Source organism: Qipengyuania nanhaisediminis (assembly GCF_045862805.1).
Taxonomy (GTDB): Bacteria; Pseudomonadota; Alphaproteobacteria; order Sphingomonadales; family Sphingomonadaceae; genus Erythrobacter; species Erythrobacter nanhaisediminis_A.
In genome coordinates this window covers 1862963-1885868 of the sequence record NZ_AP025760.1, presented here as the reverse complement: position 1 = coordinate 1885868, position 22906 = coordinate 1862963, and the positions used below count along the sequence as shown (strand labels likewise).

At 63.7% G+C, this 22906-nt stretch carries 19 protein-coding genes; 15 read left to right on the top strand and 4 right to left on the bottom strand.

Features of this window, described 5'->3' with window-relative positions; all coding sequences use genetic code 11:
- Positions 1 to 177: 177 nt before the first annotated feature.
- From nuoI to ACKTSM_RS09040, 10 genes are read left to right on the top strand one after another with little or no spacing between them, the layout of a single operon-like run.
- Positions 178 to 666, top strand: coding sequence for an NADH-quinone oxidoreductase subunit NuoI (gene nuoI, locus ACKTSM_RS09085; protein ID WP_407874338.1), 489 nt, complete (start codon positions 178 to 180; stop codon positions 664 to 666).
- Positions 667 to 695: 29 nt separating this feature from the next.
- On the top strand, positions 696 to 1319 hold the full coding sequence (locus tag ACKTSM_RS09080; protein WP_407874337.1) for an NADH-quinone oxidoreductase subunit J: 624 nt from the start codon (positions 696 to 698) through the stop codon (positions 1317 to 1319).
- The gene (gene nuoK, locus ACKTSM_RS09075; RefSeq protein WP_407874336.1) at positions 1316 to 1621 is read left to right on the top strand and encodes an NADH-quinone oxidoreductase subunit NuoK; all 306 of its coding nucleotides are present in this window, start codon (positions 1316 to 1318) and stop codon (positions 1619 to 1621) included. Before ACKTSM_RS09080 ends, nuoK begins: the two co-directional genes overlap by 4 nt.
- Positions 1622 to 1627: 6 nt before the next feature.
- Positions 1628 to 3691 carry an NADH-quinone oxidoreductase subunit L gene (gene nuoL, locus ACKTSM_RS09070; protein WP_407874335.1) on the top strand — a complete coding sequence of 688 codons (2064 nt, stop codon included), beginning with the start codon at positions 1628 to 1630 and terminating at the stop codon, positions 3689 to 3691.
- A 15-nt stretch (positions 3692 to 3706) separates the two neighbouring features.
- Positions 3707 to 5245 carry an NADH-quinone oxidoreductase subunit M gene (locus tag ACKTSM_RS09065; protein ID WP_407874334.1) on the top strand — a complete coding sequence of 513 codons (1539 nt, stop codon included), beginning with the start codon at positions 3707 to 3709 and terminating at the stop codon, positions 5243 to 5245.
- Positions 5245 to 6723 (top strand): NADH-quinone oxidoreductase subunit NuoN, encoded by a 1479-nt coding sequence (nuoN, locus tag ACKTSM_RS09060; protein WP_407874333.1) that lies wholly within the window; start codon positions 5245 to 5247, stop codon positions 6721 to 6723. The genes ACKTSM_RS09065 and nuoN overlap by 1 nt, the downstream gene beginning before the upstream one ends.
- Entirely contained in the window at positions 6720 to 7448 is a 729-nt protein-coding gene (locus ACKTSM_RS09055) for a biotin--[acetyl-CoA-carboxylase] ligase (RefSeq protein WP_407874332.1), read from the top strand. Before nuoN ends, ACKTSM_RS09055 begins: the two co-directional genes overlap by 4 nt.
- 12 nt (positions 7449 to 7460) lie before the next feature.
- Positions 7461 to 8252 (top strand): type III pantothenate kinase, encoded by a 792-nt coding sequence (locus ACKTSM_RS09050; RefSeq protein WP_407874331.1) that lies wholly within the window; start codon positions 7461 to 7463, stop codon positions 8250 to 8252.
- A gap of 15 nt (positions 8253 to 8267) precedes the next feature.
- Positions 8268 to 9947, top strand: coding sequence for a ribonuclease J (locus ACKTSM_RS09045; RefSeq protein WP_407874330.1), 1680 nt, complete (start codon positions 8268 to 8270; stop codon positions 9945 to 9947).
- Positions 9947 to 10219: a DUF1467 family protein gene (locus ACKTSM_RS09040; protein ID WP_407874329.1), complete on the top strand. Its 273-nt coding sequence runs from the start codon at positions 9947 to 9949 to the stop codon at positions 10217 to 10219. The genes ACKTSM_RS09045 and ACKTSM_RS09040 overlap by 1 nt, the downstream gene beginning before the upstream one ends.
- 32 nt (positions 10220 to 10251) lie before the next feature.
- Here ACKTSM_RS09040 and ACKTSM_RS09035 read toward each other — a convergent pair whose 3' ends face one another.
- On the bottom strand, positions 10252 to 12855 hold the full coding sequence (locus ACKTSM_RS09035) for an ATPase (protein ID WP_407874328.1): 2604 nt from the start codon (positions 12853 to 12855) through the stop codon (positions 10252 to 10254).
- A gap of 71 nt (positions 12856 to 12926) precedes the next feature.
- Between ACKTSM_RS09035 and ACKTSM_RS09030 the strand changes: the two genes are divergently transcribed.
- From ACKTSM_RS09030 to ACKTSM_RS09015, 4 genes are all read left to right on the top strand, one after another.
- Positions 12927 to 13244 (top strand): Hpt domain-containing protein, encoded by a 318-nt coding sequence (locus tag ACKTSM_RS09030; RefSeq protein WP_407874327.1) that lies wholly within the window; start codon positions 12927 to 12929, stop codon positions 13242 to 13244.
- Between the two features lie 476 nt (positions 13245 to 13720).
- Positions 13721 to 14599, top strand: coding sequence for a hypothetical protein (locus tag ACKTSM_RS09025; protein ID WP_407874326.1), 879 nt, complete (start codon positions 13721 to 13723; stop codon positions 14597 to 14599).
- Positions 14600 to 14643: 44 nt separating this feature from the next.
- On the top strand, positions 14644 to 15627 hold the full coding sequence (locus tag ACKTSM_RS09020; protein WP_407874325.1) for a hypothetical protein: 984 nt from the start codon (positions 14644 to 14646) through the stop codon (positions 15625 to 15627).
- The gene (locus tag ACKTSM_RS09015; RefSeq protein WP_407874324.1) at positions 15624 to 17039 is read left to right on the top strand and encodes a sensor histidine kinase; all 1416 of its coding nucleotides are present in this window, start codon (positions 15624 to 15626) and stop codon (positions 17037 to 17039) included. Before ACKTSM_RS09020 ends, ACKTSM_RS09015 begins: the two co-directional genes overlap by 4 nt.
- 24 nt (positions 17040 to 17063) lie before the next feature.
- Here the strand turns inward: ACKTSM_RS09015 and ACKTSM_RS09010 are convergent, their stop codons facing one another.
- Both ACKTSM_RS09010 and gltX read right to left on the bottom strand, forming a co-directional pair.
- Positions 17064 to 18350 carry a citrate synthase gene (locus tag ACKTSM_RS09010; protein ID WP_407874323.1) on the bottom strand — a complete coding sequence of 429 codons (1287 nt, stop codon included), beginning with the start codon at positions 18348 to 18350 and terminating at the stop codon, positions 17064 to 17066.
- Positions 18351 to 18401: 51 nt separating this feature from the next.
- The gene (gene gltX, locus ACKTSM_RS09005) at positions 18402 to 19817 is read right to left on the bottom strand and encodes a glutamate--tRNA ligase (protein WP_407874322.1); all 1416 of its coding nucleotides are present in this window, start codon (positions 19815 to 19817) and stop codon (positions 18402 to 18404) included.
- A gap of 216 nt (positions 19818 to 20033) precedes the next feature.
- Here gltX and ACKTSM_RS09000 point away from each other — a divergent pair, with 216 nt between their 5' ends.
- Positions 20034 to 22136 carry a ComEC/Rec2 family competence protein gene (locus ACKTSM_RS09000; RefSeq protein ID WP_407874321.1) on the top strand — a complete coding sequence of 701 codons (2103 nt, stop codon included), beginning with the start codon at positions 20034 to 20036 and terminating at the stop codon, positions 22134 to 22136.
- 45 nt (positions 22137 to 22181) lie between these two features.
- On the opposite strand, the gene lexA is transcribed toward ACKTSM_RS09000, so the two are convergent.
- A complete protein-coding gene (gene lexA / locus ACKTSM_RS08995) occupies positions 22182 to 22871 on the bottom strand; it encodes a transcriptional repressor LexA (protein WP_407874320.1) in 690 nt (229 codons plus the stop codon).
- Between the last annotated feature and the right edge of the window lie 35 nt (positions 22872 to 22906).

Here is a 22906-nt window from a genome sequence, read left to right as displayed (position 1 = left end):
AAGCAATGGCTTCGGTGGATCGGGTCAACTTAGAATGGAAAGGCAGATCGAGGGGCAGGAACTTGGCATGGCAGTTACCGATGTCATCTCGGATGATCGGCCGGGCGCGATCTTGTTTCTTGCCGAAAGCGAAAACGTCCTGATGGGCGATTGTTTCACGAAATCGGACCTCAAGGCATGACCACCGCAACCCAGCTCCTCAAATCGTTCACCCTGTGGGAATTCCTGAAGGCCCACGCGCTTACCTTGAAGTATTTCTTCAAGCCCAAGGTGACGATTAACTACCCGTTCGAGAAGTCGCCGCTGTCCCCGCGTTTTCGCGGTGAGCATGCGCTTCGCCGCTATCCCAATGGCGAGGAGCGCTGCATCGCGTGCAAGCTGTGCGAGGCGGTGTGCCCCGCTCAGGCGATCACGATCGAGAGCGAACCGCGTGCCGACGGCAGCCGCCGGACCACGCGTTACGACATCGACATGACCAAGTGCATCTATTGCGGTTTCTGCCAGGAAGCCTGCCCGGTCGATGCCGTGGTCGAAGGTCCGAACTTCGAATACGCAACCGAAACCCGCGAGGAGCTGCTTTACGACAAGGCCAAGCTGCTCGCGAATGGTGACAAGTGGGAGCGGGCGATTGCCGCGAACCTTGAAGCCGATGCGCCCTATCGCTAACCGCCGCCGCAAACGGACACGCTGATCCCATGATCCAAGTCATTGCCTTCTACCTATTCGCAGGCCTGGTGATCGCCAGCGCGGTCATGGTCATCATGGCTCGCAACCCGGTCCACAGCGTGCTGTGGCTGATCCTGTCATTCTTCAACGCTGCGGGCCTGATGGTGCTCGTGGGCGCCGAGTTCATCGCGATGCTGCTGGTGATCGTCTATGTCGGCGCGGTTGCGGTGCTGTTCCTGTTCGTGGTGATGATGCTCGACATCGATTACGCCGCCATGCGCGCAGGCTTCATTCGCAATTTCCCCATCGGGATCGCGATCGCGCTGGTCCTCCTGGCCGAACTCGTGCTGGGCCTTGGCGCTTACAGCGCAGGCGGGCTCGAACTGGGCACCGCGGACGGCATGGCGGCTGCGCGCAGCGATGTCAGCAATATCGAGGCGATCGGTGCGCTGCTCTACGGGCGCTATATCGTGCTGTTCGAGATCGCGGGGATCATCCTGCTGGTCGCGATGATCGGTGCGATTGTCCTAACCCATCGCGAACCGCCGATCGGCGCGCGCGGACGGCAGGACGTGTCCAGGCAGATCGCGCGCCGTCCCGAAGAGGCGACAGTCATGAAGAACCCGGAAATCGGGCAGGGGGTCGAGCTGTGATCGGTATCGAACATTACCTCGTCGTGGGCGCGATCCTGTTCGTGCTCGGCGTCCTGGGCATCTTTCTCAATCGCAAGAACGTGATTGTCATCCTGATGGCGGTCGAGCTCATCCTGCTCAGCGTCAATATCAACCTCGTCGCCTTCAGCGCCTTCATGGGCGACCTGGTGGGGCAGGTCTTCGCCATGATGGTGCTCACCGTCGCGGCGGCCGAAGCGGCGATCGGGCTCGCCATTCTCGTCATCTATTATCGCGGACGCGGCACCATCGCGGTCGACGACGTAAACCGGATGAAGGGATAAGCACCGGTGGACACGCAAATCCTCATCATCGTTTTCGCGCCGCTCCTGGCAGCGATCATTGCCGGCCTCGGCAACCGGATGCTCGGCAACACCATCGCCAAGTCGATCACGACTGGCGGGTTGTTCCTCTCGGCGATCCTGAGCTGGCCGATCTTCTTAGGGTTCCTTTCGGGTTCCGAGACCGCCACGGTGGTGCCGGTCCTGCAGTGGGTCCAGTCAGGCGACATGAGCTTCGACTGGGCGCTGCGCGTCGATGCGCTCACCGCGGTCATGCTGGTGGTGATCAACACCGTCTCGGCGCTCGTCCACCTCTATTCGTGGGGGTACATGGAAGAAGACCCGGACCAGCCGCGCTTCTTCGCCTACCTCTCGCTGTTCACCTTCGCGATGCTGATGCTGGTGACCGCCGACAATCTCGTCCAGATGTTTTTCGGATGGGAAGGGGTGGGGCTTGCCTCGTACCTGCTGATCGGTTTCTGGTTCCGCAAGCCGTCCGCCAATGCCGCCGCGATCAAGGCCTTCGTGGTCAACCGCGTGGGCGACCTTGGCTTCATGCTCGGCATTTTCGGGACGTTCCTCGTTTTCAACACGACCTCGATCCCGGAAATTCTCGAAGCCGCGCCTGCGATGAGCGGGTCGAGCATCACCTTCCTTGGCATGCGCCTGTTCACGATGGATATCCTGTGCATCCTGTTGTTCATCGGTGCGATGGGCAAGTCGGCGCAGCTTGGACTTCACACCTGGCTGCCTGACGCGATGGAAGGCCCCACGCCGGTCAGCGCGTTGATCCACGCCGCGACCATGGTGACTGCGGGCGTGTTCATGGTCTGCCGTCTGTCGCCGATGTTCGAGACCGCGCCGACGGCGCTGGCGATCGTTGCCGTGATCGGTGCTGCGACCTGTTTCTTTGCCGCCACGATCGGCACGACGCAGTGGGACATCAAGCGCGTCATCGCCTATTCGACCTGCTCGCAGCTCGGTTACATGTTCTTCGCAGCGGGTGTGGGCGCCTATGGCGTCGCCATGTTCCACCTGTTCACGCACGCCTTCTTCAAGGCGCTGCTGTTCCTCGGCGCAGGCTCGGTCATCCACGCGATGCACCACGAACAGGACATGCGCTATTACGGTGGGCTTCGCAAAGCGATCCCGTTCACCTTCTGGGCAATGTTGGCGGGCACGCTCGCGATTACCGGGCTGGGTGTCTATCACCTCGGTGTCGGGTTCGCCGGCTTCTGGTCGAAGGACGCCATCCTAGAGGTTGCGTTCGCGCGCGGCACCGGCATTTCGCTCATGGCGTTCTGGCTCGGCGTGACAGCGGCGCTGCTCACCAGCTTCTACAGCTGGCGCCTGATGTTCCTCACATTCTGGGGGCGTCCGCGCTGGACCGAGAGCGAGCATATCCAGCACGCGCTTCACACCGACCACCACCATGCCGATGATCACGCGCCCGCCCGGCTCGAGGATGCGAGCCAGAAGGGGCCGCACGCGGTTCCCGATCCTGAAGAGGGTGACGGCACCGGCGGATATCATCCGCACGAAAGCCCGATCACCATGCTTGTCCCGCTTGGCGTGCTGACGCTGGGTGCGGTGCTTGCAGGACAAGTTTTCGCGCCGAGCTTCCTCGACGATGCTGGCTTCTGGGCAGGGTCGATCTTCTACAATGACGACCTGATCCATGTGATGCACGCCGTGCCCTATTGGGTGAAATATTCGGCGCTGATCGTCATGCTGCTCGGACTTGGCGGTGCCTATTACGCCTATATGCACAAGCCCGAGACGCCGGGCAGGTTCGTCGCGAAGTTCCCGGGGCTCCACCGCTTCGTCTACAACAAGTGGTATTTCGACGAGCTCTATCACGCGATCTTCGTGCGCCCTGCTTTCTGGCTTGGCCGCCAGTTCTGGAAACTGGGCGATATCGGCACGATCGATCGCTTCGGTCCCAATGGCATCGCCGCCGTGGTCCAGCGCGGATCGTCGGCCACCCGCGCGATGCAATCGGGCTATCTCTACACCTATGCGTTGATCATGCTTCTCGGCCTGATCGGTGCTGTCACTTACGTGCTGCTCTAGGGGCATTACTGAGCCATGGATTTTCCCATCCTCACCACCATGATGCTGGTGCCGCTCGCCGGAGCGATCGCGTGCCTGTTCACCCCGGCCGCGACCGCGCGGTTGATCGCGCTTGCCGCTACGCTCGTGACTTTCGTTCTCGGCATCGTGCTGTGGGCCAATTACGATATCGGCGGCGCGCAATGGCAGTTCCAAGAAAACCGGGAGCTGTTCGCAGGCTTCTCCTATGCGCTCGGTATCGACGGGATCGCGCTGATGCTGATCATGCTCAGCGTGTTCCTGATGCCGATCTGCATCCTCGCCAGCTGGGACGCGATCACGAAGCGCGTGGGCGAATATATGAGCGCGTTCCTGTTCATGGAGGTGCTGATGATCGGCACCTTTGCGGCGCAGGATATCTTCCTGTTCTACATCTTCTTCGAAGCTGGTCTGATCCCGATGTACCTGATCATCGGCGTCTGGGGCGGGGACAACCGCATTTACGCGAGCTACAAGTTCTTCCTCTACACGCTCCTCGGCTCGGTGCTGATGCTGGTCGCGATGTTCTGGATGGTGGCCGAAGCGGGCACTTCGTACATCCCGGCGCTGATGCAGTATTCCTTCCCCGAAGGCGCGCAGATGTGGTTGTGGCTGGCCTTCTTCGCGAGCTTCGCGGTCAAGGTCCCGATGTGGCCGTTCCACACCTGGTTGCCCGATGCCCACGTCCAGGCGCCCACCGCGGGCTCGGTCATACTTGCAGGCGTCCTGCTCAAGCTCGGCGGCTATGGTTTCATCCGCTTCAGCCTGCCGATGTTCCCCGAAGCGAGCGCGGAGTTCGCGTGGTTCGTGTTTGCCCTGTCGATGGTGGCGGTAATCTACACCTCGCTTGTCGCGCTGGTTCAGGCCGACATGAAGAAGCTCATCGCCTATTCGTCGGTCGCTCACATGGCGATCGTCACGGTCGGGCTGTTCGCCTTCAACGTGCAAGGCCTCGAGGGCGCGATGATCGTCATGCTCAGCCACGGCCTCGTCTCGGGCGCATTGTTCCTGTGCGTCGGCGTCATCTATGACCGGCTGCACACCCGCGAGATCGAGCGTTATGGCGGGCTGTCGTTCAACATGCCCTATTACGCGCTGTTCTTCCTGCTGTTCACCATGGCCAGCATCGGCCTGCCGGGGACCAGCGGCTTTGTCGGCGAATTCCTCTCGCTGGCGGGCATCTACCAGTCATCCAGCCTCGTGGCGCTGATCTGCACCACCGGCATCATCCTGGGCGCAGCCTACATGCTCTACCTCTATCGCCGCGTAGCCTTTGGCACGCAGAAGAACGCCGATGCGGCCGCGATGTCCGATATCACCGCGCGCGAATGGGCGATGATGGCTCCGATCGCTGCCGTGGTCCTGTGGATGGGCGTCTATCCCGAAAGCTTTCTTGCACCCATGCGTGCCGACATTGCCGTGCTCGATGCGAGGATCGCCTCGGCTGCCCCGGCGAGCGATGCTAACCTTGCCGCAGGCACCCCGCGTGCCGAGGCGGCCAATGCGGTCGAGTATGCGCTTGAGGGAGAGCACTGATGGACTTCTCCGCAAGCTTTGCGCTCGTAGCGCCCGAACTCGTCCTGACCGTCTCTGGTCTCGTCCTCCTGTTGGTGGCCGCCTGGGGCGGTGACAGGCTCGCGCGTCCGGTGGCAATCATCGCGGCCGCCGCGCTGTTCGTCGCCGGGCTTCTGACCATTCCCGGCCTTCACAGCGGCGTCGATGGGGCCGACAGCTATGCCTTCGGCACGCTGATGAAGATCGACAGCTTCGCGCTGTTCGCAAAAGCCCTGATCTATCTCGCCGCGATCGGCTGCCTGATGGTCGCGCCCGCCTTCTTCAACGGGCCTGCCGCTGGCAGCGAAAGAGGTCTGCGCGCCGAATATCCGGTGCTGGTCGTGTTCGCCACGCTTGGCATGAGCATCATGGTCTCGGCCTCAGATCTCATCACGCTCTATCTCGGGCTCGAACTGAATTCGCTTGCCGCTTACGTGCTCGCCTCGATCCTGCGGCAGGACACGCGCTCGGCCGAAGCGGGGCTCAAATATTTCGTCCTCGGCGCGCTGGCCTCGGGTATCCTGCTTTACGGGATGAGCCTGCTTTACGGCTTCACCGGCTCGACCGATTTCGCAGGCTTGCGCATGGCGCTCGACGGCGAGATGTCGACTGGCCAGCTGTTTGGCGTCATCTTCGTGCTCTCGGGTCTCGCCTTCAAGATCGCAGCGGTGCCGTTCCACATGTGGACGCCTGATGTCTACGAGGGCGCGCCCACGCCGGTCACCGCATTCTTCGCGACCGCGCCCAAGGTTGCCGCGGTCGCGCTCACGGGACGCGTCGTGGTCGAGGTTTTCGGCGTTCAGACCGACGCCTGGCAACAGATTATCATGTTCGCCGCGCTGGCCTCGATCGTGTTCGGCGCGCTCGGCGCGATCGGGCAGGAAAATCTCAAGCGACTGCTGGCCTATTCCTCGATCAACAATGTCGGCTTCATCCTGCTGGGCCTCGCGGTAGGCACGGCGGGCGGGGTGAGCGCCATGCTCGTCTACCTGTTCATCTATGTCGTGATGAGCCTCGGCAGTTTCGTTGCTTTGCTGATGCTGCGCGATGCCGACGGCAATCTGTACGAGACCTTCGCCGACATCCGCGGCCTTGCCGTGACCCGCCCGGCGATCGCATGGGCGCTTCTGCTGCTGATGTTCAGCCTTGCCGGCATTCCGCCACTGCTCGGCTTTTTCGGCAAGTTCGTGGTGTTCCAGGCAACCGTCGAGGCGGGGCTTGTCGGCTTTGCCGCGATTGCCATCGCCGCAAGCGTGATCGGCGCGTTCTACTATATCAAGTTCGTCAAGGTGATGTTCTTCGATGAACCGGTTGGCGTGGTAACCGGCAAGAGCGAGACCGGCCACTGGGTCCTCCTGGTCCTGACTGCCGCGATCATCTCCCCGCTTGGCTATCTCCTGACCAATTCGATCACGGACCTCTCCGACAAGGCCGCGGCCGCGCTGTATATCGCGTTTTGAGCCAGCGCCGTACCATTTCGATCGTCGAGGAGACCGGTTCGACCAATGCCGATCTCGCCGCGCGACTGCGTTCGGACGACAAACCGGGCGAGGGCACCTGGCTGGTCGCTCGGCGGCAAAGCAATGGCCGCGGCCGCCAGGCACGTGAATGGGAAAGCCAGGATGGCAATTTTGCAGGTTCGACACTGGTCGAACTACGAGAAGGCGATCCGCCCCCGGCCAGCTTGAGCTTCGTCGCCGCCCTGGCGGTCGCGCAGACGATGGACCAGGCGCTCGGCGGTGCGTGCCGGCCCAAGCTCAAATGGCCCAATGACGTCATGCTCGACGGGGGCAAGGCCTCGGGCATCCTTCTCGAAATGGTCGGGGACGCGGTGGTCGTGGGCATCGGGGTCAATCTCGCCTCAGCGCCGGACCTGCCGGACCGCAAGACGGCAGCGCTCGCGGATTACGACGTGATGGTGCCGAAAGTCGAGATTTTCGCCGAAGCGCTTGCACGCGTCTTCGAGAAATACCTGGCCGCTTGGCGCGAGGAGGGGCTGACCCGCATCCTCCAGGCCTTCCTTCACAATTCGGACCATTATACGGGCGCGCCGCTGACCGTGCACGATATCGACGGCAGCCGGCTCGAGGGGTCTTTCGCGTCGCTCGATCCCAGTGACGGCGCGCTGCGACTTCGCTTGGCCGATGGCTCGGAACGTGTCATTCGGGCTGGCGACATTTCCTGAAGGGAGATTGCGATGCTGCTCGCGGCCGATGTCGGAAACACCAATGTCGTTTTCGCGCTGTTCGAAACAGATGGAGAAGGCGGCTTCACCTCGAGGGCGCGCTGGCGGATCGCCACCGATCCGCGCCGCACGGGTGATGAATACGCGGTCTGGCTGCTCCAGCTGCTCGAAATCGAGGGAGTGGCGCGCGAAGACATCACCCAGATAATCTACGCATCGGTGGTGCCGCGTGCCGATCACAATCTCAGCGTTCTCGCGCAGAAATATTTCGGCATCTCCCCGCTAAAGGCGGGCGAGGGCAAGGCGGCATGGCAATTCGCAATCGATGTCGACCAGCCCAGTTCGCTCGGCGCGGACCGCGCGCTCAACATCCTCGCCGCGCACCAGAAATATGGCGGCGACCTGATCGTGATCGATTTCGGCACCGCCACCAAGTTCGAAGCGATCGATTTCAACGGCGCCTACAAGGGCGGGTCGATCGCTCCGGGGATCAATCTCTCGCTCGATGCATTGGTTGGCAAGACAGCCAAGCTGCCGCGCATCGCGATCCGCGCGCCCGAGAATGACAGCGTGATCGGCCGGAACACCGAAGACCAGATGCTGATCGGCGTCTTCTGGGGTTATGTCGCGATGATGGAAGGCATCGTTGCCCGGATGAAGGCGGAGATCGGCCGTCCGGCCAAGGTGGTCGCGACCGGCGGCCTGGCGGTCCTGTTCGACGAGGCCACCGACATCTTCGACGTGGTCGACACCGATCTCACCATTGACGGCCTGTCCATCCTCGCCCGGCAGGCAAGCGAATAACCGACTGAAAGAATTGTGAAAAAGAACTACCAACCCGAAAAAGAACTGCTTTTCCTCGCGCTCGGCGGATCGGGCGAGATCGGGATGAACGTCAACCTCTATGGTTGCAACGGCAAGTGGCTGATGGTCGATCTGGGAATGACCTTTTCGGGAGGCGAATATCCCGGGGTCGACCTCGTATTTGCAGATATCGACTTCATCGAAGAGCGCCGCCGGGACCTGCTCGGCATCGTCCTCACGCACGCGCACGAAGACCATATCGGCGCGGTGCCCTATTTCGCGGGCGAGCTGGGAGTGCCGCTCTATGCGACCCCGTTCACCGCCGATCTCGTTGCTCGCAAGCTCGAGGAAGCCGGACTGCTCGGAAAGGTCGAACTGAACGTCATCGACGATGACCACGGATCGTTCGATGTCGGGCCATTCAATGTCACCTATCTCCCGCTCGCGCACTCGATCGCCGAAGGCAATGCGCTGCTGATCGACACGCCCCATGGCCGTGTCTTTCACACCGGCGACTGGAAGCTCGACGAGGATCCGATCATCGGCGAGCCGACTACCGAAGAGGAACTGCGCGCAATCGGCGAAGAAGGCGTGCTCGCTCTCGTCTGCGACAGCACCAATGTCTTCAATCCCGAACCGTCCGGGTCGGAAGGCGCGGTGCACAAGGGGCTGATGGAAGAGATCGCCAGCCATTCGGGCAAGCGGGTGCTGGTCACCACCTTTGCAAGCAATGTTGCGCGATTGCAGACCCTGGGTGAGGTTGCGCGCGAGACGGGACGCAAGCTGTGCGTGGCGGGGCGCTCGCTCGATCGCATCATCGCGGTGGCGCAGGATAATGGCTATCTCGAGGACTTTCCCGAGCCGGTCGATTTCGACACCGCCATGCGGTTGCCGCGCGGCGAAGTCATGATCATCGCTACCGGCGGACAGGGCGAACCGCGTGCGGCGCTTGCGCGAATTGCCGATGACAATCACCCGCTCGAACTGGTGAGCGGCGATGTCGTGCTGTTTTCCTCGCGCCAGATTCCCGGAAACGAGATTGCGATCGGGAAGATGCAGAACCAGCTCGCCGCGCGCGGGATCGAGATGGTCACAGATCGCCAGAGCCTCATCCATGTCTCGGGCCATCCCGGTCGGCCCGAGCTAGAGGCGCTCTACGAATGGCTCCAGCCCGAAATACTGGTCCCGGTCCACGGTGAGATGCGGCACATGCGCGAGCAGGCACGGCTCGGCAAGGCGAGCGGCATTCGCGCAAACATCGTTCAGAAGAACGGCGATATCGTCAGGCTGGCGCCGGGCGAGCCGGGCAAGATCGCGGAGATCGGAAGCGGCCGGCTCGTGCTCGATGGCGACCTTATCACGCCAGCTGATGGCGAGGCGGTGAACACCCGCCGGCGCCTCGCGCACGAGGGCTTGGTGGTGGTCGTGCTCGCGCGCGGCGAACAGCCGTTGATCGAGGCAATCGGGCTTCCGCTCGACGAGGACCTGCCCGAATTTCTCGAAGAAACCCGCGAAGATATTCTCTCCGCGATCCGTAAGCTCAAGGGGCGCGATGCAAGCGATCCTGCAGCAGTGCACGAGGCGACGCGGCTCGCGGCCCGGCGCGCGGCGCGGCGCTGGTCGGGCAAGAACCCGCAGGTGCGCGTGCTGATGCCTGGCCTGGCCGGCGAGGATGCTGGTGAGGGAAGCCGCTGATGCAGTGGACCTCGATCGTCGCGATCTATTTCCTCGTCTTCGTGATGACCGCGTTCGTCATGCTGCCATTTGGCGTGCGCACCGCCGATGAAGCGGGCATCGCCAAGGTGCGCGGTCAGGCCGACAGCGCCCCGGTCAATTTTCGCCCCGGCAGGCTCGTTATCCGCGCGAGCGTGATCGCGGCGGCCCTGACAGCGCTTTTCGTGCTCAATTACGAGATGGGCTGGATAACCGCCGCCGACCTCAACCTGTTCCCGCCACCGAAATCCTGACCGCACGCGACGGGTCAGGCGGAAGCGTCAGCCTATTGACGCAAACGCTCGATCGCTTGTGCAAGCACGACATAGAGCTTGCCGATATCCGATCCCAGCAAGGTGACGCTCAGCGCATTGCCGTCGCGCGTCGATAGCATGGCGCGCAGCATCGCTTCGAAATCGTGGATATAGCGGGCGACATTCGCCTTGAAGTCATCGTCGTTCTGGTAAAGCTCGGCGATCTCGCGCGCCTCGGCATTGTCGATGAGGCGCACCGCGCGCCGGGTGAAGATGCCGCGATCGCCCTTGAGATATGCGTCCCATGCGGTGTCGGCGACCTCGCTCGACAACGCCGATGAGATATCGATCGCGCTTGAATTGAGGCTGTCGGTGATCAGCGCCATCCTGCGCGCGAAATCGTTGCCGATCTTCTCCTCGGCCTGCTCATGCGCGCGGGCGATCCGCTGCTCGAGATTGACGGTCAGCTCGTTCACCTTGGCCAGTTGGTCACGCAGCTGCGCGGTGGCCTCGCGCCCCACGCCCGATGCATGGGCGGCGGCCTGTTCGAGCTTGCCCACCGTCTCGGCGGTGTCGTTGCGCAACGCACGTTCGATCTCGGTGACCGCTTCGTGCGAGATTTCCTGCGCCAGTACGCCAACTTTCTCGCGCGTGCCTTCTTCGAGCGCTGCGAAGGCGGACCGCGTGGCGTCCTCGAGCTGGACGAGGGCCTCGCGCAATTGTGCCTGCGATCCGTCGGCAAGCCGGTCGCTTTCCTCGTTGAGACGACGGAAGCCGCCGCGTAGTCCCTCTATCCTGGCGAGCGCCTCCTCGCATTGTTCGGCGAGACGTGCCTGGAGCGATCCGAGGGAGCCGTCGGTCTCCTCGATCCGCGCCTGGGCGTCGACGAGGTAATCGGACAGCCCTTCGGCGCGGGTGCTGGTCGAAAGCATCATGCCCGATACCGCTGACACGCGCTCCTCCACCGAGCCGAGATGGCCGACCGCGGCATCGATCGCGGAGGGTAGGTCCTCGCGGCTGTGCTGCGCGCCCGACTGGATGATTTCGAGCAGGCGTATGCCGGCTTCGGTCAATTCGGCGAGCTTGGCTTCGGTGAGTTCAAGCTCTTCGCGCTTGGTCGAGAGGTGCGCACCCAGTTCTTCGAGGCCCGTCGAAAGGCCAGCGCGCGTCGCGTCGCCCTGTTCCTCTATCTTGCCGATCAGCGCCGAAAGCCGATCGAGCTGCTCGGACATGGCGGTGCTTTGCTCGACCAGCTTTGCGGTCTCCTCGACTTGCTTCTCGCGCCTTTCGGCAAGCGCATCGTCGAGATCGGCGAGCCGCTGGGCAAGCACTTCGCTGGCCTGGGCTTCGCGGGTTTCGAATTCTTCCTGGCGGCGCGTGACTTCTTCGAGGAAATGGCGGTCGCGCGCTGCCAGCTTCTCGTCAAACCGCAGCGCTTCCTCGTGCAGTTCCTTGATCCGTTTCTGTGACGCCGCGAGGGCATGGGCATCGAGCCGGTCAAGTTTCTCGACAGTCTCGGTGACCCCGGTCTGGAAACGCTCGCGCGATTGTTCGAGCTGTGCCATGGCCGCGTCCTCGGCTTCGCGCAGTCGGGCGGAGAGCGCTTCGCTCTCCTCGCGCAGCGCCGCACTCCGTTCGCGCAGTGCCTCGAGCGCGCGGCTCTCGGCCTCGTCGACTTCGTTGCGATAGGATCCCGCCTGCGCCTGGACCGTTTCCAGCCGCGCACTGATCACCGTCTCGATCGCGGAAAGCTGGTTTTCGAAGCCTTCGAGGATCGCGCCCACGCGCTTGTCGAGCGAGGCGACTTGCGTCTCGCTGGCCTTGCCAAACTGGTTCAGGCGTTCAAAGCCGCTCACCAGCTTGTCGAGCTGTTCGTGCGCGGTGCGCCCGGCATTGCCTACCTGGTTCGCCACGTCGCGCGCGGAATTGGCTATGACCGGCAGGTCATCGCGCAGCCGCGCCATGTTCGTAAGCGCGGTTTCACTGGCGCTGCCGATCCTGTCGACCTGCGCGCCGTTGTCGCGGATCAATCCCTGAAGTTCACTGGCATGGGTCGAAATCCGCTCGCTCGCGATCCGGCCCAGCGAATCCAGCTCGCGCGATTGCGCGCTCAGGAATTCGCGCGCCAGGCTCAACTCGCGGTTGACCACGGTCAGCCGGCTTTCGAGCTCGGTGCTTTCCTGCGACAGGAGCGCAGCCGTTTCGGCAAAGCGTTTCGCTTCCGCGCGCGAATGCCGCATGGTCAGAAGCCAGCCGACGCCGACCAGCAGGACGGGGACCGACCAGTCGATAATCCAGCGGGTCCATTCGGCAGGCGCAGCCGAGGATGCGGACAGCAGCCGGTCCTGCATCGCCCAGACATAGAGCAGCGTCCAGCCGGCGATCAGCGTGATCGCGATGGCTGGTGCGACCCAGCCGAACCGCGATGCTGTTACCTCTTCGGCATCGTCCCATTCCTCGCTGAAATCCTGGTCGTCGCCGGCTTCCTTGGCGAATTCACCGAGATCGAGTGCGTCGCTTGCAACGCCGCTTTCCGCCTCGTTTTCAGGTGTTTCGCGGCTCTCGGCCGCCAAGGCTTCGCGGTTTTGTGCCGCGCGCTCGGGGCCGATGGCCCGGATATGGTCTCTGCCCGTCATGGCCGACTGGATACCACAGTTTAGGGGGTGATAAACCCTGCATTAACTCGGATGGCGGTATTCCGGCGCCCATGGCTTATGAAAGCGGTGCCCTTGACGCGACTTTGGCCGCGGCTGCCGGAGATGATCCGGCATTGCGCAGCGAACTGCGCTGCGTATTCGTAGAAAGTGCGCGCAAGCAGCTGGATTTGCTCAAGAGATCGCGCTGCGACGGCAATTGGAGCGTCGCCGCCATGCGGTTGAAGGGGCTCGCCGCCAGCTTCCATGTCGAAGAACTGCTCGACGCAGCGGAGAACGCCCTGACCTGCGCCCCGGGCGAACCGGCGGCCATTCGGGCGATCGAGACGGTTCTCTCGGGCTTCGATGGCGCCGCCCGGCGCGAGCTTTAACTTTCCCAATCCGCGCATTCCCAAGATTTTGCGTCCGCAGCGCTTGAAACTGCACCGGCCGCACGCCTAGCGTCGCGTGCAAGGGCCGGGTGCTGCGCGCATCCCGAGTGAGCCCGCCACGGCACGAGGACGCTTCGATCTTGCGAACGGCACTGCTTTCCGCGAACCGGCGATCCGAAGAGGGAGGCCTGCGTGCCGCCCAGGTGATTGCCGGGCGAAGCGTGCTGGCCTGGCAAGCCGACTGGGCGCGCTCCATGGGGTGCGAGCGCATCATCTGCCTGTGCGACACCCCGGTAGAGGCGGTGCTAGACCTTCAGCGCGAGGTCGAGGCTGCCGGGCTCGCCTTTCACGCGGTCCGATCGAGCCTGCAACTGGTCGGGCTCGTCCGCGCCGAGGGAAGCCTCGCAATCGTTCTCGACGGGCTGGTCCCGGACACAGCGCTCGCGCAGCAATGGGGCAGAAACGGTGACAGGCTGATGCCGGCGATCGCCACATTGCCGCACAGACACAAGCTTGCCGAAGACTATCCGCAAGATTTTGAACGGATCGACCGCGACCGGCACTGGGCAGGTGTCGCGGTGGTCCCGGCGAAATCGGTGCAAGGGCTGGCCGATTGTCCGCCCGATGGCGAACCTGTTTCGCTTCTCCTTCGGCTCGCCCTGCAAGCGCAGGTGCCCTGCAGGGGCCTCGGAGAACTGGCTTCGACGGAAGGAGATGGCGTCCTTTTCGCGTCGAGCAGCCAGGATTGCTCGCGGCACGAGACGGCACGGATCGCCGCCTTGGCCGAGCGGCCAGCCATGTTTGCACCGGGACGAGCGCTTGCCGCCCTGTTCGTGCGTGCTTTCGGAGCCCGGACGCTCGCCTTCGGCCCGAAAGCGAGCGCTACGGCTGCGGTTCTCCTGCTGGTCGCAGGCGGCGGGTTCGCTTGGGCGGGACACGCCGTCACCGGTTTGATGATCGCCGCGCTGGGTGCGCTTGCTGGCGAGATCGCGAGGGGGTGGAGCGCGCTCAAGGCGGGATTGTTAGGCCAGCCCCCATGGCGGCACTGGCAGCGGTTCTTGGCCGTGATTTTCGATGTAGGCACAGCAATTATTTGCTGGATGATCATGGGTTTGCACGGCATTCCTGAAATCAATTCCATCGCCGCGCTCGCTTTGTTGCCGGTGCTTGCCATTGGTTTGATACGGCTGTGTTCGCGCATGGCTGGGCAGGGTCTGGCCGAATTCTGGGATGACCGGGCGCTGCATTTGCTGGTATTCGCGCTTGCGACGGCTGCGGGGGGCATCGCGGTAGGCATCGGGCTCGTGGCGATTGCCGCACTGGCTTACCTTGCGTGGCAAAACAGGCTTTCCTGACCGGCTAACCGGGGCTTAACCATACGCCCTGTAAAGGCTACGCAATGAGCGACGTGGTTATCGACCGGACCCAGGGAAGCGCGATCGAAGCGATCCTGCGCGACGAGCTCGCGCGCGAAAACCGCGCGCTGCGCGGCGCTGCGCCGGTCATCACCCATATGCTCGAAGATGCAGGCCACGGCCTCGTGACCGATGCCGTCGTTGCAAGGGTGCGGGGCATGCTCGCCGATATCGCGCGGCAATTGCTCGCCGCGAGCCCACGAGACCATTCGGACGACCCGCAGTTTCCGGATTGCGTCGTCGATGCCCTGTGCGACGCGCTGGCCTCGGACAATGCGCTGCTTGCCCATTGCCACGCTCTGGCGGTCGAAACCGAACTGACCCGGCGGCTCGAACAGGACGCCGCGCTGGACCCGGTGCTCAGTCCGCTGATGCAGGAACTCGTTGCCTCGAAGCGCGAGGAAGTTGCCGAACTGGCCATGTCCGTGCTCGCGGCGCAATCGCGCTTCGTCCAGACCCAGCGCCGGATGCACCTGCCGCTAGGCGAATTGCCGGCCGAACTGTTCGGAGCGGCGGTTCGACGGTTCGAAAAGGCCAAGCTCGGACTCGAGGCCGAGGCGATCGCCAAGGCAAAGGACGTCCTTCGCGGGGAATATGACGAGGCCGAAAGCCGCGCGGGGCGCATGCTCAGGCTCGTTACGGTGCTGGGCGCGGGCGCGTTGGCGGCGCTCGAACTCGACCATGCAGGGCTGGCCTTGTTTGCAAGCGCGATCGCCGCGCGGACGCGCCAGCCGCGCGATCTTGCCGTGCTCGCATGTCACGAGCGCCAGCCTTCGCGGCTTGCTCTGAGCCTGCGCGCGGCCGGCCTCGAACCGGACGCGATCGAGCGCCAGTTTCGCCTACTTCACCCGGCGGGCCTGCTTCCCGACATGCTCGGGGCGATTGCCCCCGACCAGGCGCGGGCCCTGCTCGCAGGCAATTCCGCGAGCGAGAATGCCCATCAGGCCGTGGGGAGAGGCGCGCTGTGAACCGCCAGCAATCCCTGCTTGGCGCGCGCGGCCTCACCGATGCCGATGACCGCCTGCTCACCGCCGACGAACCGCTCGCCGACCTGCACGAGAATTGCGGAGGGGCGATACCCGGCACGCTCGCAGTGCCCGAACTGCTCGAACTGGTGCGACAGGGGCGCGAGTTGGGATTGCGGATCGCGCGCGAATTCAGCGCCTTTGACGGCGAGGAGATGGTCAGCGGATTCGTGCGGATTCATCCCCTGAGCGCCGAGGACGGAGGCGGCTGCGAATTGCTTGTCGAGAATTGGCAACGCAACGGGCTGCCAGAAGAAGAGAGCCAGGCGCTGGGTGAACGGATCGACGCTATCGATCGCGCCGCAGCCGAGGTGAGCGCGCGGCTCGATGCTCGACAACAGGTCCAGTATGTCACTGCCGCCGCGCGCGATGCTCGCGCTTTCGAGGAGGCTGTCGAGAACGATCCGGGCAAGGTCTGGAGCGATTATGTCACGCTCGAGGGCGTGGCTCACCGCCAGCCGCTCCATTGGCGGCTGCTCGACGGAGCCACTTGCTCGATCGAGGGTTCGGCGCGCCATTGGCGGGTTCGCCTGATCCCGATCGGACCGCAAGGCACCGCCCCGCGCGGGTTTGAAATGCTGCTGGTGGCAGACCAGCCCCTCACCGACGAAGCCGATCAGAGCGGCGACACGACGCAGGAGAGTCAGGCGGTCCATTCACGCCTCATCGGCAGCGCTTTGACGCCTGTCCTACGCCAACCGATCGCGCGCATCATCGCCAATGCCGAGACCATCCGCGCCCGGCTCGCGGGGCCGCTGCGCGACGATTACAGCGATTATGCACGCAACATCGCCGAAGCAGGCCAGCACCTTGCCGGCATGCTCGACGACCTGGCCGATCTCGAAGTGGTCGAGGCACCCGATTTCTCGACCGCCAGCGAAAAGGTCGACCTGGCCGATGCCGCTCGCCGGGCCGCAGGGATCCTCGGAGTCCGCGCCCAGTCGCGCGATATCGCCGTCATCCTGCCCGAGCCCGGCGAACCGGTGGTGGCACTGGGCGAGTTTCGGCGGGTGCTACAGGTGCTGATCAACCTGATCGGCAATGCCATCGTTTATTCGCCTGAAGGCAGCAAGGTGACCATCGCCATCGCGGATTATGCCGACGAAACGGCAAGCATCGAGGTCCGCGATGAGGGCCCCGGTGTCACACGCGAACAGGCGGCCCGCATCTTCGAGAAATTCGAGCGGCTCGGGCGCGACAGCGATGGCGGCAATGACAGCGGGTCCGGCCTTGGCCTTTACATATCGCGGCGGCTTGCCCGGGCGATGGAGGGCGAACTCGAAGTGGTTCAGCCTGACGGCGCCGAACCAACGTCCGGCGCCATTTTCAGGCTGACCTTGCCATCGGCGCGGTAACCGCGCGCGCCCGAATGTGGTTGATTAGCGTTTGTCGATCGGAACGTAATCGCGCTCGGTCGGGCCGGTGTAGAGCTGACGCGGACGGCCGATGACCTGCGCGGGATCGGAGATCATTTCGTTCCACTGCGCGACCCAGCCCACGGTGCGGGCGAGCGCGAAGAGCGCGGTGAACATCGTGGTCGGGAAACCGATCGCCGACAGGATGATGCCCGAATAGAAATCGACATTGGGGAACAGCTTCTTCTCGCGGAAATAATCGTCGTTGAGCGCGATTTCCTCCAGCTGAAGCGCGGTTTCGAAGACCGGATCGTTGACCTTGAGCGCGTCGAAAACCTCGCGCACGGTCTTCTGCATGACCGTCGCGCGCGGGTCGTAATTCTTGTAGACGCGGTGCCCGAAGCCCATCAGGCGGAACGGGTCGTTCTTGTCCTTGGCGCGCTCGATATAGTGCGGGATCTTGTCCGGCGTGCCAATCTCGCGCAGCATGTTGAGCGCGGCTTCGTTCGCGCCGCCATGAGCGGGACCCCAAAGGCAGGCGATGCCTGCCGCGATGCAGGCAAACGGGTTCGCGCCCGAGGAGCCAGCCAGCCGCACGGTCGATGTCGAGGCGTTCTGTTCGTGATCGGCATGGAGGATGAAGATCCGGTCCATTGCGCGTTCCACTTCGGGGATAACTTCGTATTCCTCGGCCGGAACGCCGAAGGTCATGCGCAGGAAATTGCCGGTATAGCTGAGCGAATTGTCCGGTTGCATCATCGGCTGCCCGACCGAATACTTGTAAGCAGCAGCCGCAATCGTCGGCATTTTCGCGATCAGGCGATGCGAGCTGATCTTGCGGTGTTCCGGATCGGAGATGTCGGTGCTGTCGTGATAGAAGGCCGACAGCGCACCAACCACGCCGCACATGATCGCCATCGGGTGCGCGTCGCGGCGGAAGCCCTGGTAGAACTGGCGCAGCTGGTCGTGCAGCATGGTGTGGCGGGTGATCGTGTAAGTGAAATCGTCGAGCTCGTTGGTGCTCGGCAGTTCGCCGTTGAGCAACAGGTACGACACTTCCATGAAGCTCGAATGTTCGGCCAATTGCCCGATCGGGTAACCGCGGTGCAGCAGCACGCCTTCCTGGCCGTCGATATAAGTCAGCGCGCTTTCGCAGCTGGCGGTCGACTTGTAACCGGGATCGAAGGTGAACTTGCCGGTCTGGCCGTAGAGCTTGCGGATATCGATCACGTCAGGGCCGGTGCTGCCCTGGAGGACCGGGAAATCGTGGCTTTCGCCGCCCAGTTCGAGTTTCGCCTGCTTGTCCGCCAAGGTAAGTCTCCTGCCTATGTTTGTGCCTGTCACTGTCGCCGCGGTCCGGGCCTATTCGGCCTGCGCGTCGATCCGTGCCAGGGATTCTTCCCGTCCCAGAAGGACCAGAACATCGAAAATTCCGGGGGACGTTGTCGTCCCGGTCAACGCAGCGCGCATGGGCTGCGCCAGCTTTCCGAGGCCCAGTTCGAGGCGCTCGGCAAGCGATTTCGTAGTGGCTTCGAGAGCCTCGCTTGTCCAGTCATTTTCACCAGCCAGAGCATCGGAAACGGCACGCAGGCGCGCGCGGCCATCGGCATCGAGAAGCTTGGCCGCCTTGTCGGTCATGGCAAGTGGGCGCCTGGCGAATAGAAAGCCTGCGCCATCAGCCAGTTCGTTGAGGTTCTTGGCGCGCGTCTTGAGCACGGGCATGGCCTGTTCGAGCAGTCCGAGATCGACGTCACTTTCGATCCGTTCGCCGACCAGCTGCGCTAGGCGCGCATCGTCGCTTTCGCGGATGTAATGGCCGTTGAGGTTCTCGAGCTTCTTCATGTCGAAGCGCGACGGGCTCTTGCCGACACCGGAAAGGTCGAACAATTCGATCGCTTCTGCGCGAGTGATTTCCTCGCGGTCGCCGTGCCCCCAGCCAAGGCGCAGCAGGTAATTGAACAGCGCTTCGGGTAGGATGCCAAACTCGTCGCGATAGGCTTCGGCGCCCAGCGCGCCGTGGCGTTTCGACAATTTCGCCCCGTCTGACCCATGGATCAGGGGCACATGGGCATAGACCGGCTCGGGCCAATCGCCTTCGATCTGCTCCATTGCGTGATAGATCGGGAGCTGGCGAAACGCGTTGTTGAGGTGGTCATCGCCGCGGATCACATGAGTGACCCCCATGTCGTGATCGTCAACCACGGCGGCGAGCATGTAGGTCGGCGTCCCGTCGGCGCGCAGGATGATATAGTCGTCGAGCTCTTCGTTGCGGACCGAGACATTCCCTTGCACCGCGTCGGCGATGGTTGCTTCGCCTTCGCTGGGGGTCTTGAGGCGCACGGTGTAGGGCGCACTGTCCGGCGCTTCGGAAGCATCGCGGTCCCGCCAACGGCCGTCATAGCGCATCGGCTGTTTGTTCGCGCGCTGCTCGGCGCGCATGGCTTCGAGCTCTTCGGGGGTGGCAAAGCATTTGTAGGCGTGCCCAGCTTCCAGCAATTTGTGCGCCACTTCGGCGTGGCGATCGGCGCGCTCAGACTGGAACACGGGGTCCTCGTCATAATCGAGGCCGAGCCAGGACAGCCCGTCAAGAATCGCATCGATCGCTTCCTGGGTCGAGCGCTTGCGATCGGTGTCCTCGATCCGCAGTAACGCCTTGCCGCCATGGTGGCGTGCGAACAGCCAGTTGAACAGCGCCGTTCGTGCGCCGCCGATATGCAGGAATCCTGTGGGCGAGGGCGCGAAGCGGGTGACGACGGGCTTGGCCGCTGGACTTGCCATAAGCGCTTATTTCCTATTCACTTGGCGCTTCGAACCGGCCAGCCCGAGGGGGGACGCAGGCTTTTGGCTGAGGCGCCGATCATTCCGATTGCGGGCGAACCCGATCCCAGCATTGCTGGCGATGGAAACGTCCCGGTCAAGCCTCGCGAGGCTTCGCGTCGCCTGTGGCAAAGCGGCAGGGGATTGTCCAGTAGCGCAGCCATCCGGGCAAGCGCTGTGGCTGACGCTTTCGAGCGCTTTCTGGCCGATGCGGGATATGACCGCGCACCGTGGCTGGCGGTGCTGTTCGCCGGAGGGATCCTCGCCTGGTTCGCGCTCGCATCCCCGTGGCAATGGGCAAGCGCCATCGCGCTCTCGCTGCTGGGTGCCCTGTTCGCGCTCGCCCTGTGGCGCGACCGGCCCGAGCGCGACCGGCTGCGCAGCGCGGTGATCGCCTGCACCCTCATCTTTGCTGCGGGGATCGCGGTGATCTGGGCGCGCTCCGAGATGGTCCATGCGATCCCGATCGAGCGCCCCTCGGTCGAACGGGTCCAGGGCTATGTTCTTGAACGCGAGGACCAGGGGGCGCAGGACCGGATCCGGCTGACAATGGCGGTGCGCGATGCGAACACCGGCGAAGGACGAAAGATACGGGTCAACATCCCGCTTGAAACGGTCGAACAGACCGGGAGTGTCAAGCTCGCAGAAGGCGCCGTGTTGCAAATGCGGGTGCGCCTTATGCCTCCGGCGAGCCCGATGCTGCCCGGCGCCTACGATTTCGCGCGCGCGGCATGGTTCGAGGGGCTGGCCGCGACAGGCAGCGTGATCGGACCGATTAAAGTCATCGAACCACCTCGCGAGAGCGGCACGATCGCGGCGATCCAGCGCGCGCTGTCCTCGCATGTGCGCGCTCGGGTCGATGGGCCGCCCGGAACCATCGCGGCTGCCTTTGCCAGCGGCGACCGCGGGGCGATCCCCGAAACCGATCGCGAGGCAATGCGCGATGCAGGGCTGACTCACCTGCTGGCGATCAGCGGGTTGCATGTGAGCGCGGTGATTGCGGCGGCCTATCTCGTCGCTTTCAGATTGCTGGCACTGTTCCCGGCCTTGGTGCTGCGGATCAGGCTCCCGGTCGCCGCGGCAGCTTTCGGTGCGCTGGCGGGCATTGGCTACACGCTCCTGACTGGCGCGCAGGTCCCCACCGTGCGCAGCTGTGCTGCAGCGATGCTGGTACTGATCGCGCTCGCGATGGGACGCGACGCGCTGTCGCTGCGCATGGTGGCGGTGGCCGCAGTCTTCGTTCTGCTGCTGTGGCCCGAGAGCGTCATTGGACCGAGTTTCCAGATGAGCTTTGCCGCGGTGCTCGCGATCGTGGCCGTGCACGCATCGGCTCCTGCCAAGGCGTTCCTGGCCCCGCGCGAGGAGAGCTGGGCGGCAGGGGCAGGACGGCGCGTCTTCATGCTCTTTCTCACTGGTCTCGTGATCGAGATCGCGCTCATGCCGATTGTCCTTTTTCATTTCCACCGGGCAGGGCTTTACGGCGCTTTCGCCAATGTCCTGGCCATTCCGCTCGTGACATTCGTCTCGATGCCGCTGATCGCGATCGCGCTGACCATGGATGCCGTCGGATTGGGCGCTCCGTTCTGGTGGCTCGTCGAGCAATCGCTCGAACTGTTGCTGGCAATCGCGCACTTCGCCTCCTCACAACCCGGCGCGGTCAAGCTGATGCCGCAGATGAGCGGGCTGACCGTCGCCCTTTTTGCCGCCGGAGGGCTTTGGCTTGCCCTGTGGCACGGGCGGGCGAGGGCGCTTGGCCTTGTTCCATGCGCGGTTGCAACGGCGCTGCTGCTTTCGACCCCGATCCCCGATGTCCTGATCGGACGTGAGGGTCGCCATGTCGGCATTACCTTCGAGGCCGAGGATGGAAGCCGCCGCCTGCTTTCGCTGCGCGACAGCCGTTCGTCCTATTCGCGCGACAACCTGCTCGAACTGGCAAGCGTGGCGAGCGAACCGATCCCCCTGGCAAGCTGGAAAGGCGCGCGCTGTTCGCCCGAATTCTGTGTCATCGCGATCGAGCGAGGGGGGCGCGACTGGTCTCTGCTCATGGCGCGCAACCGGTCCTTGATCGAGGAGCGCGCGCTTGCAGCGGCGTGCGAGCAATCCGATATCGTCGTCGCCGATCGCTTTCTTCCGCGATCGTGCCGCCCGCGCTGGCTCAAGGCAGACCGGCGCCTGCTCGAGGAAACGGGCGGTCTTGCCATCGATCTCGATGCCCAGCGCATCACCCGGGTCGCCGACAGCCAGGGCGAGCACGGATGGTGGCGCCCCGGAAATGACTGAGCGGTCCGCCCGGTATCAGCGCGACACCGGGCGGGTGTTCCGGGATCAGTGGTAGCGGCGCAGCAGGCCGGCGAGCTTGCCCTGCACCTGGACCTGTTCGGGCCCGTAGACCTGCGCATCATAGGCGGCATTGGCCGGGTCGAGCCGGATCCGCCCGCCATCCTTGTGCAGGTATTTGAGTGTTGCTTCCTCGCCGTTGACGAGCGCAACGACGATTTCGCCGTCGCGGGCATTGTCGGTCCGGCGCACCAGTGCGAAATCGCCATCGAAAATGCCGGCCTCGATCATCGAATCGCCCGACACTTCGAGCGCGTAATGTTCGCCAGGACCAAGCAGCGCGGCCGGAACAGGCAGCGAGTTCTGACCTTCGAGCGCCTCGATCGGGGCGCCTGCCGCGATCCGGCCGTGGAGCGGTATCTCGATCACGTCATTGGCCGGTTCGGGCGCATTGGTCATCGTGGTCGAGACCGAAGCCACCGCGTCGTTCGCCGCGAGCGTGCTGCGCGGTGTCGGTGTCGCATCCTCGGGCATCTTGAGCACTTCGAGCGCGCGAGCCCGGTTGGGCAGGCGGCGGATGAAGCCGCGTTCCTCAAGCGCGGAAATCAGGCGGTGGACGCCCGACTTGCTCTTGAGATCGAGCGCTTCCTTCATCTCCTCGAAACTGGGTGAAATGCCGGTTTCTTCCAGGCGCTTCTGAATGAAGCGGATCAATTCGTTCTGTTTTGCCGTCAACATGGGGCAAACTCCGTAAAACCGCACCGCCGGGCGCC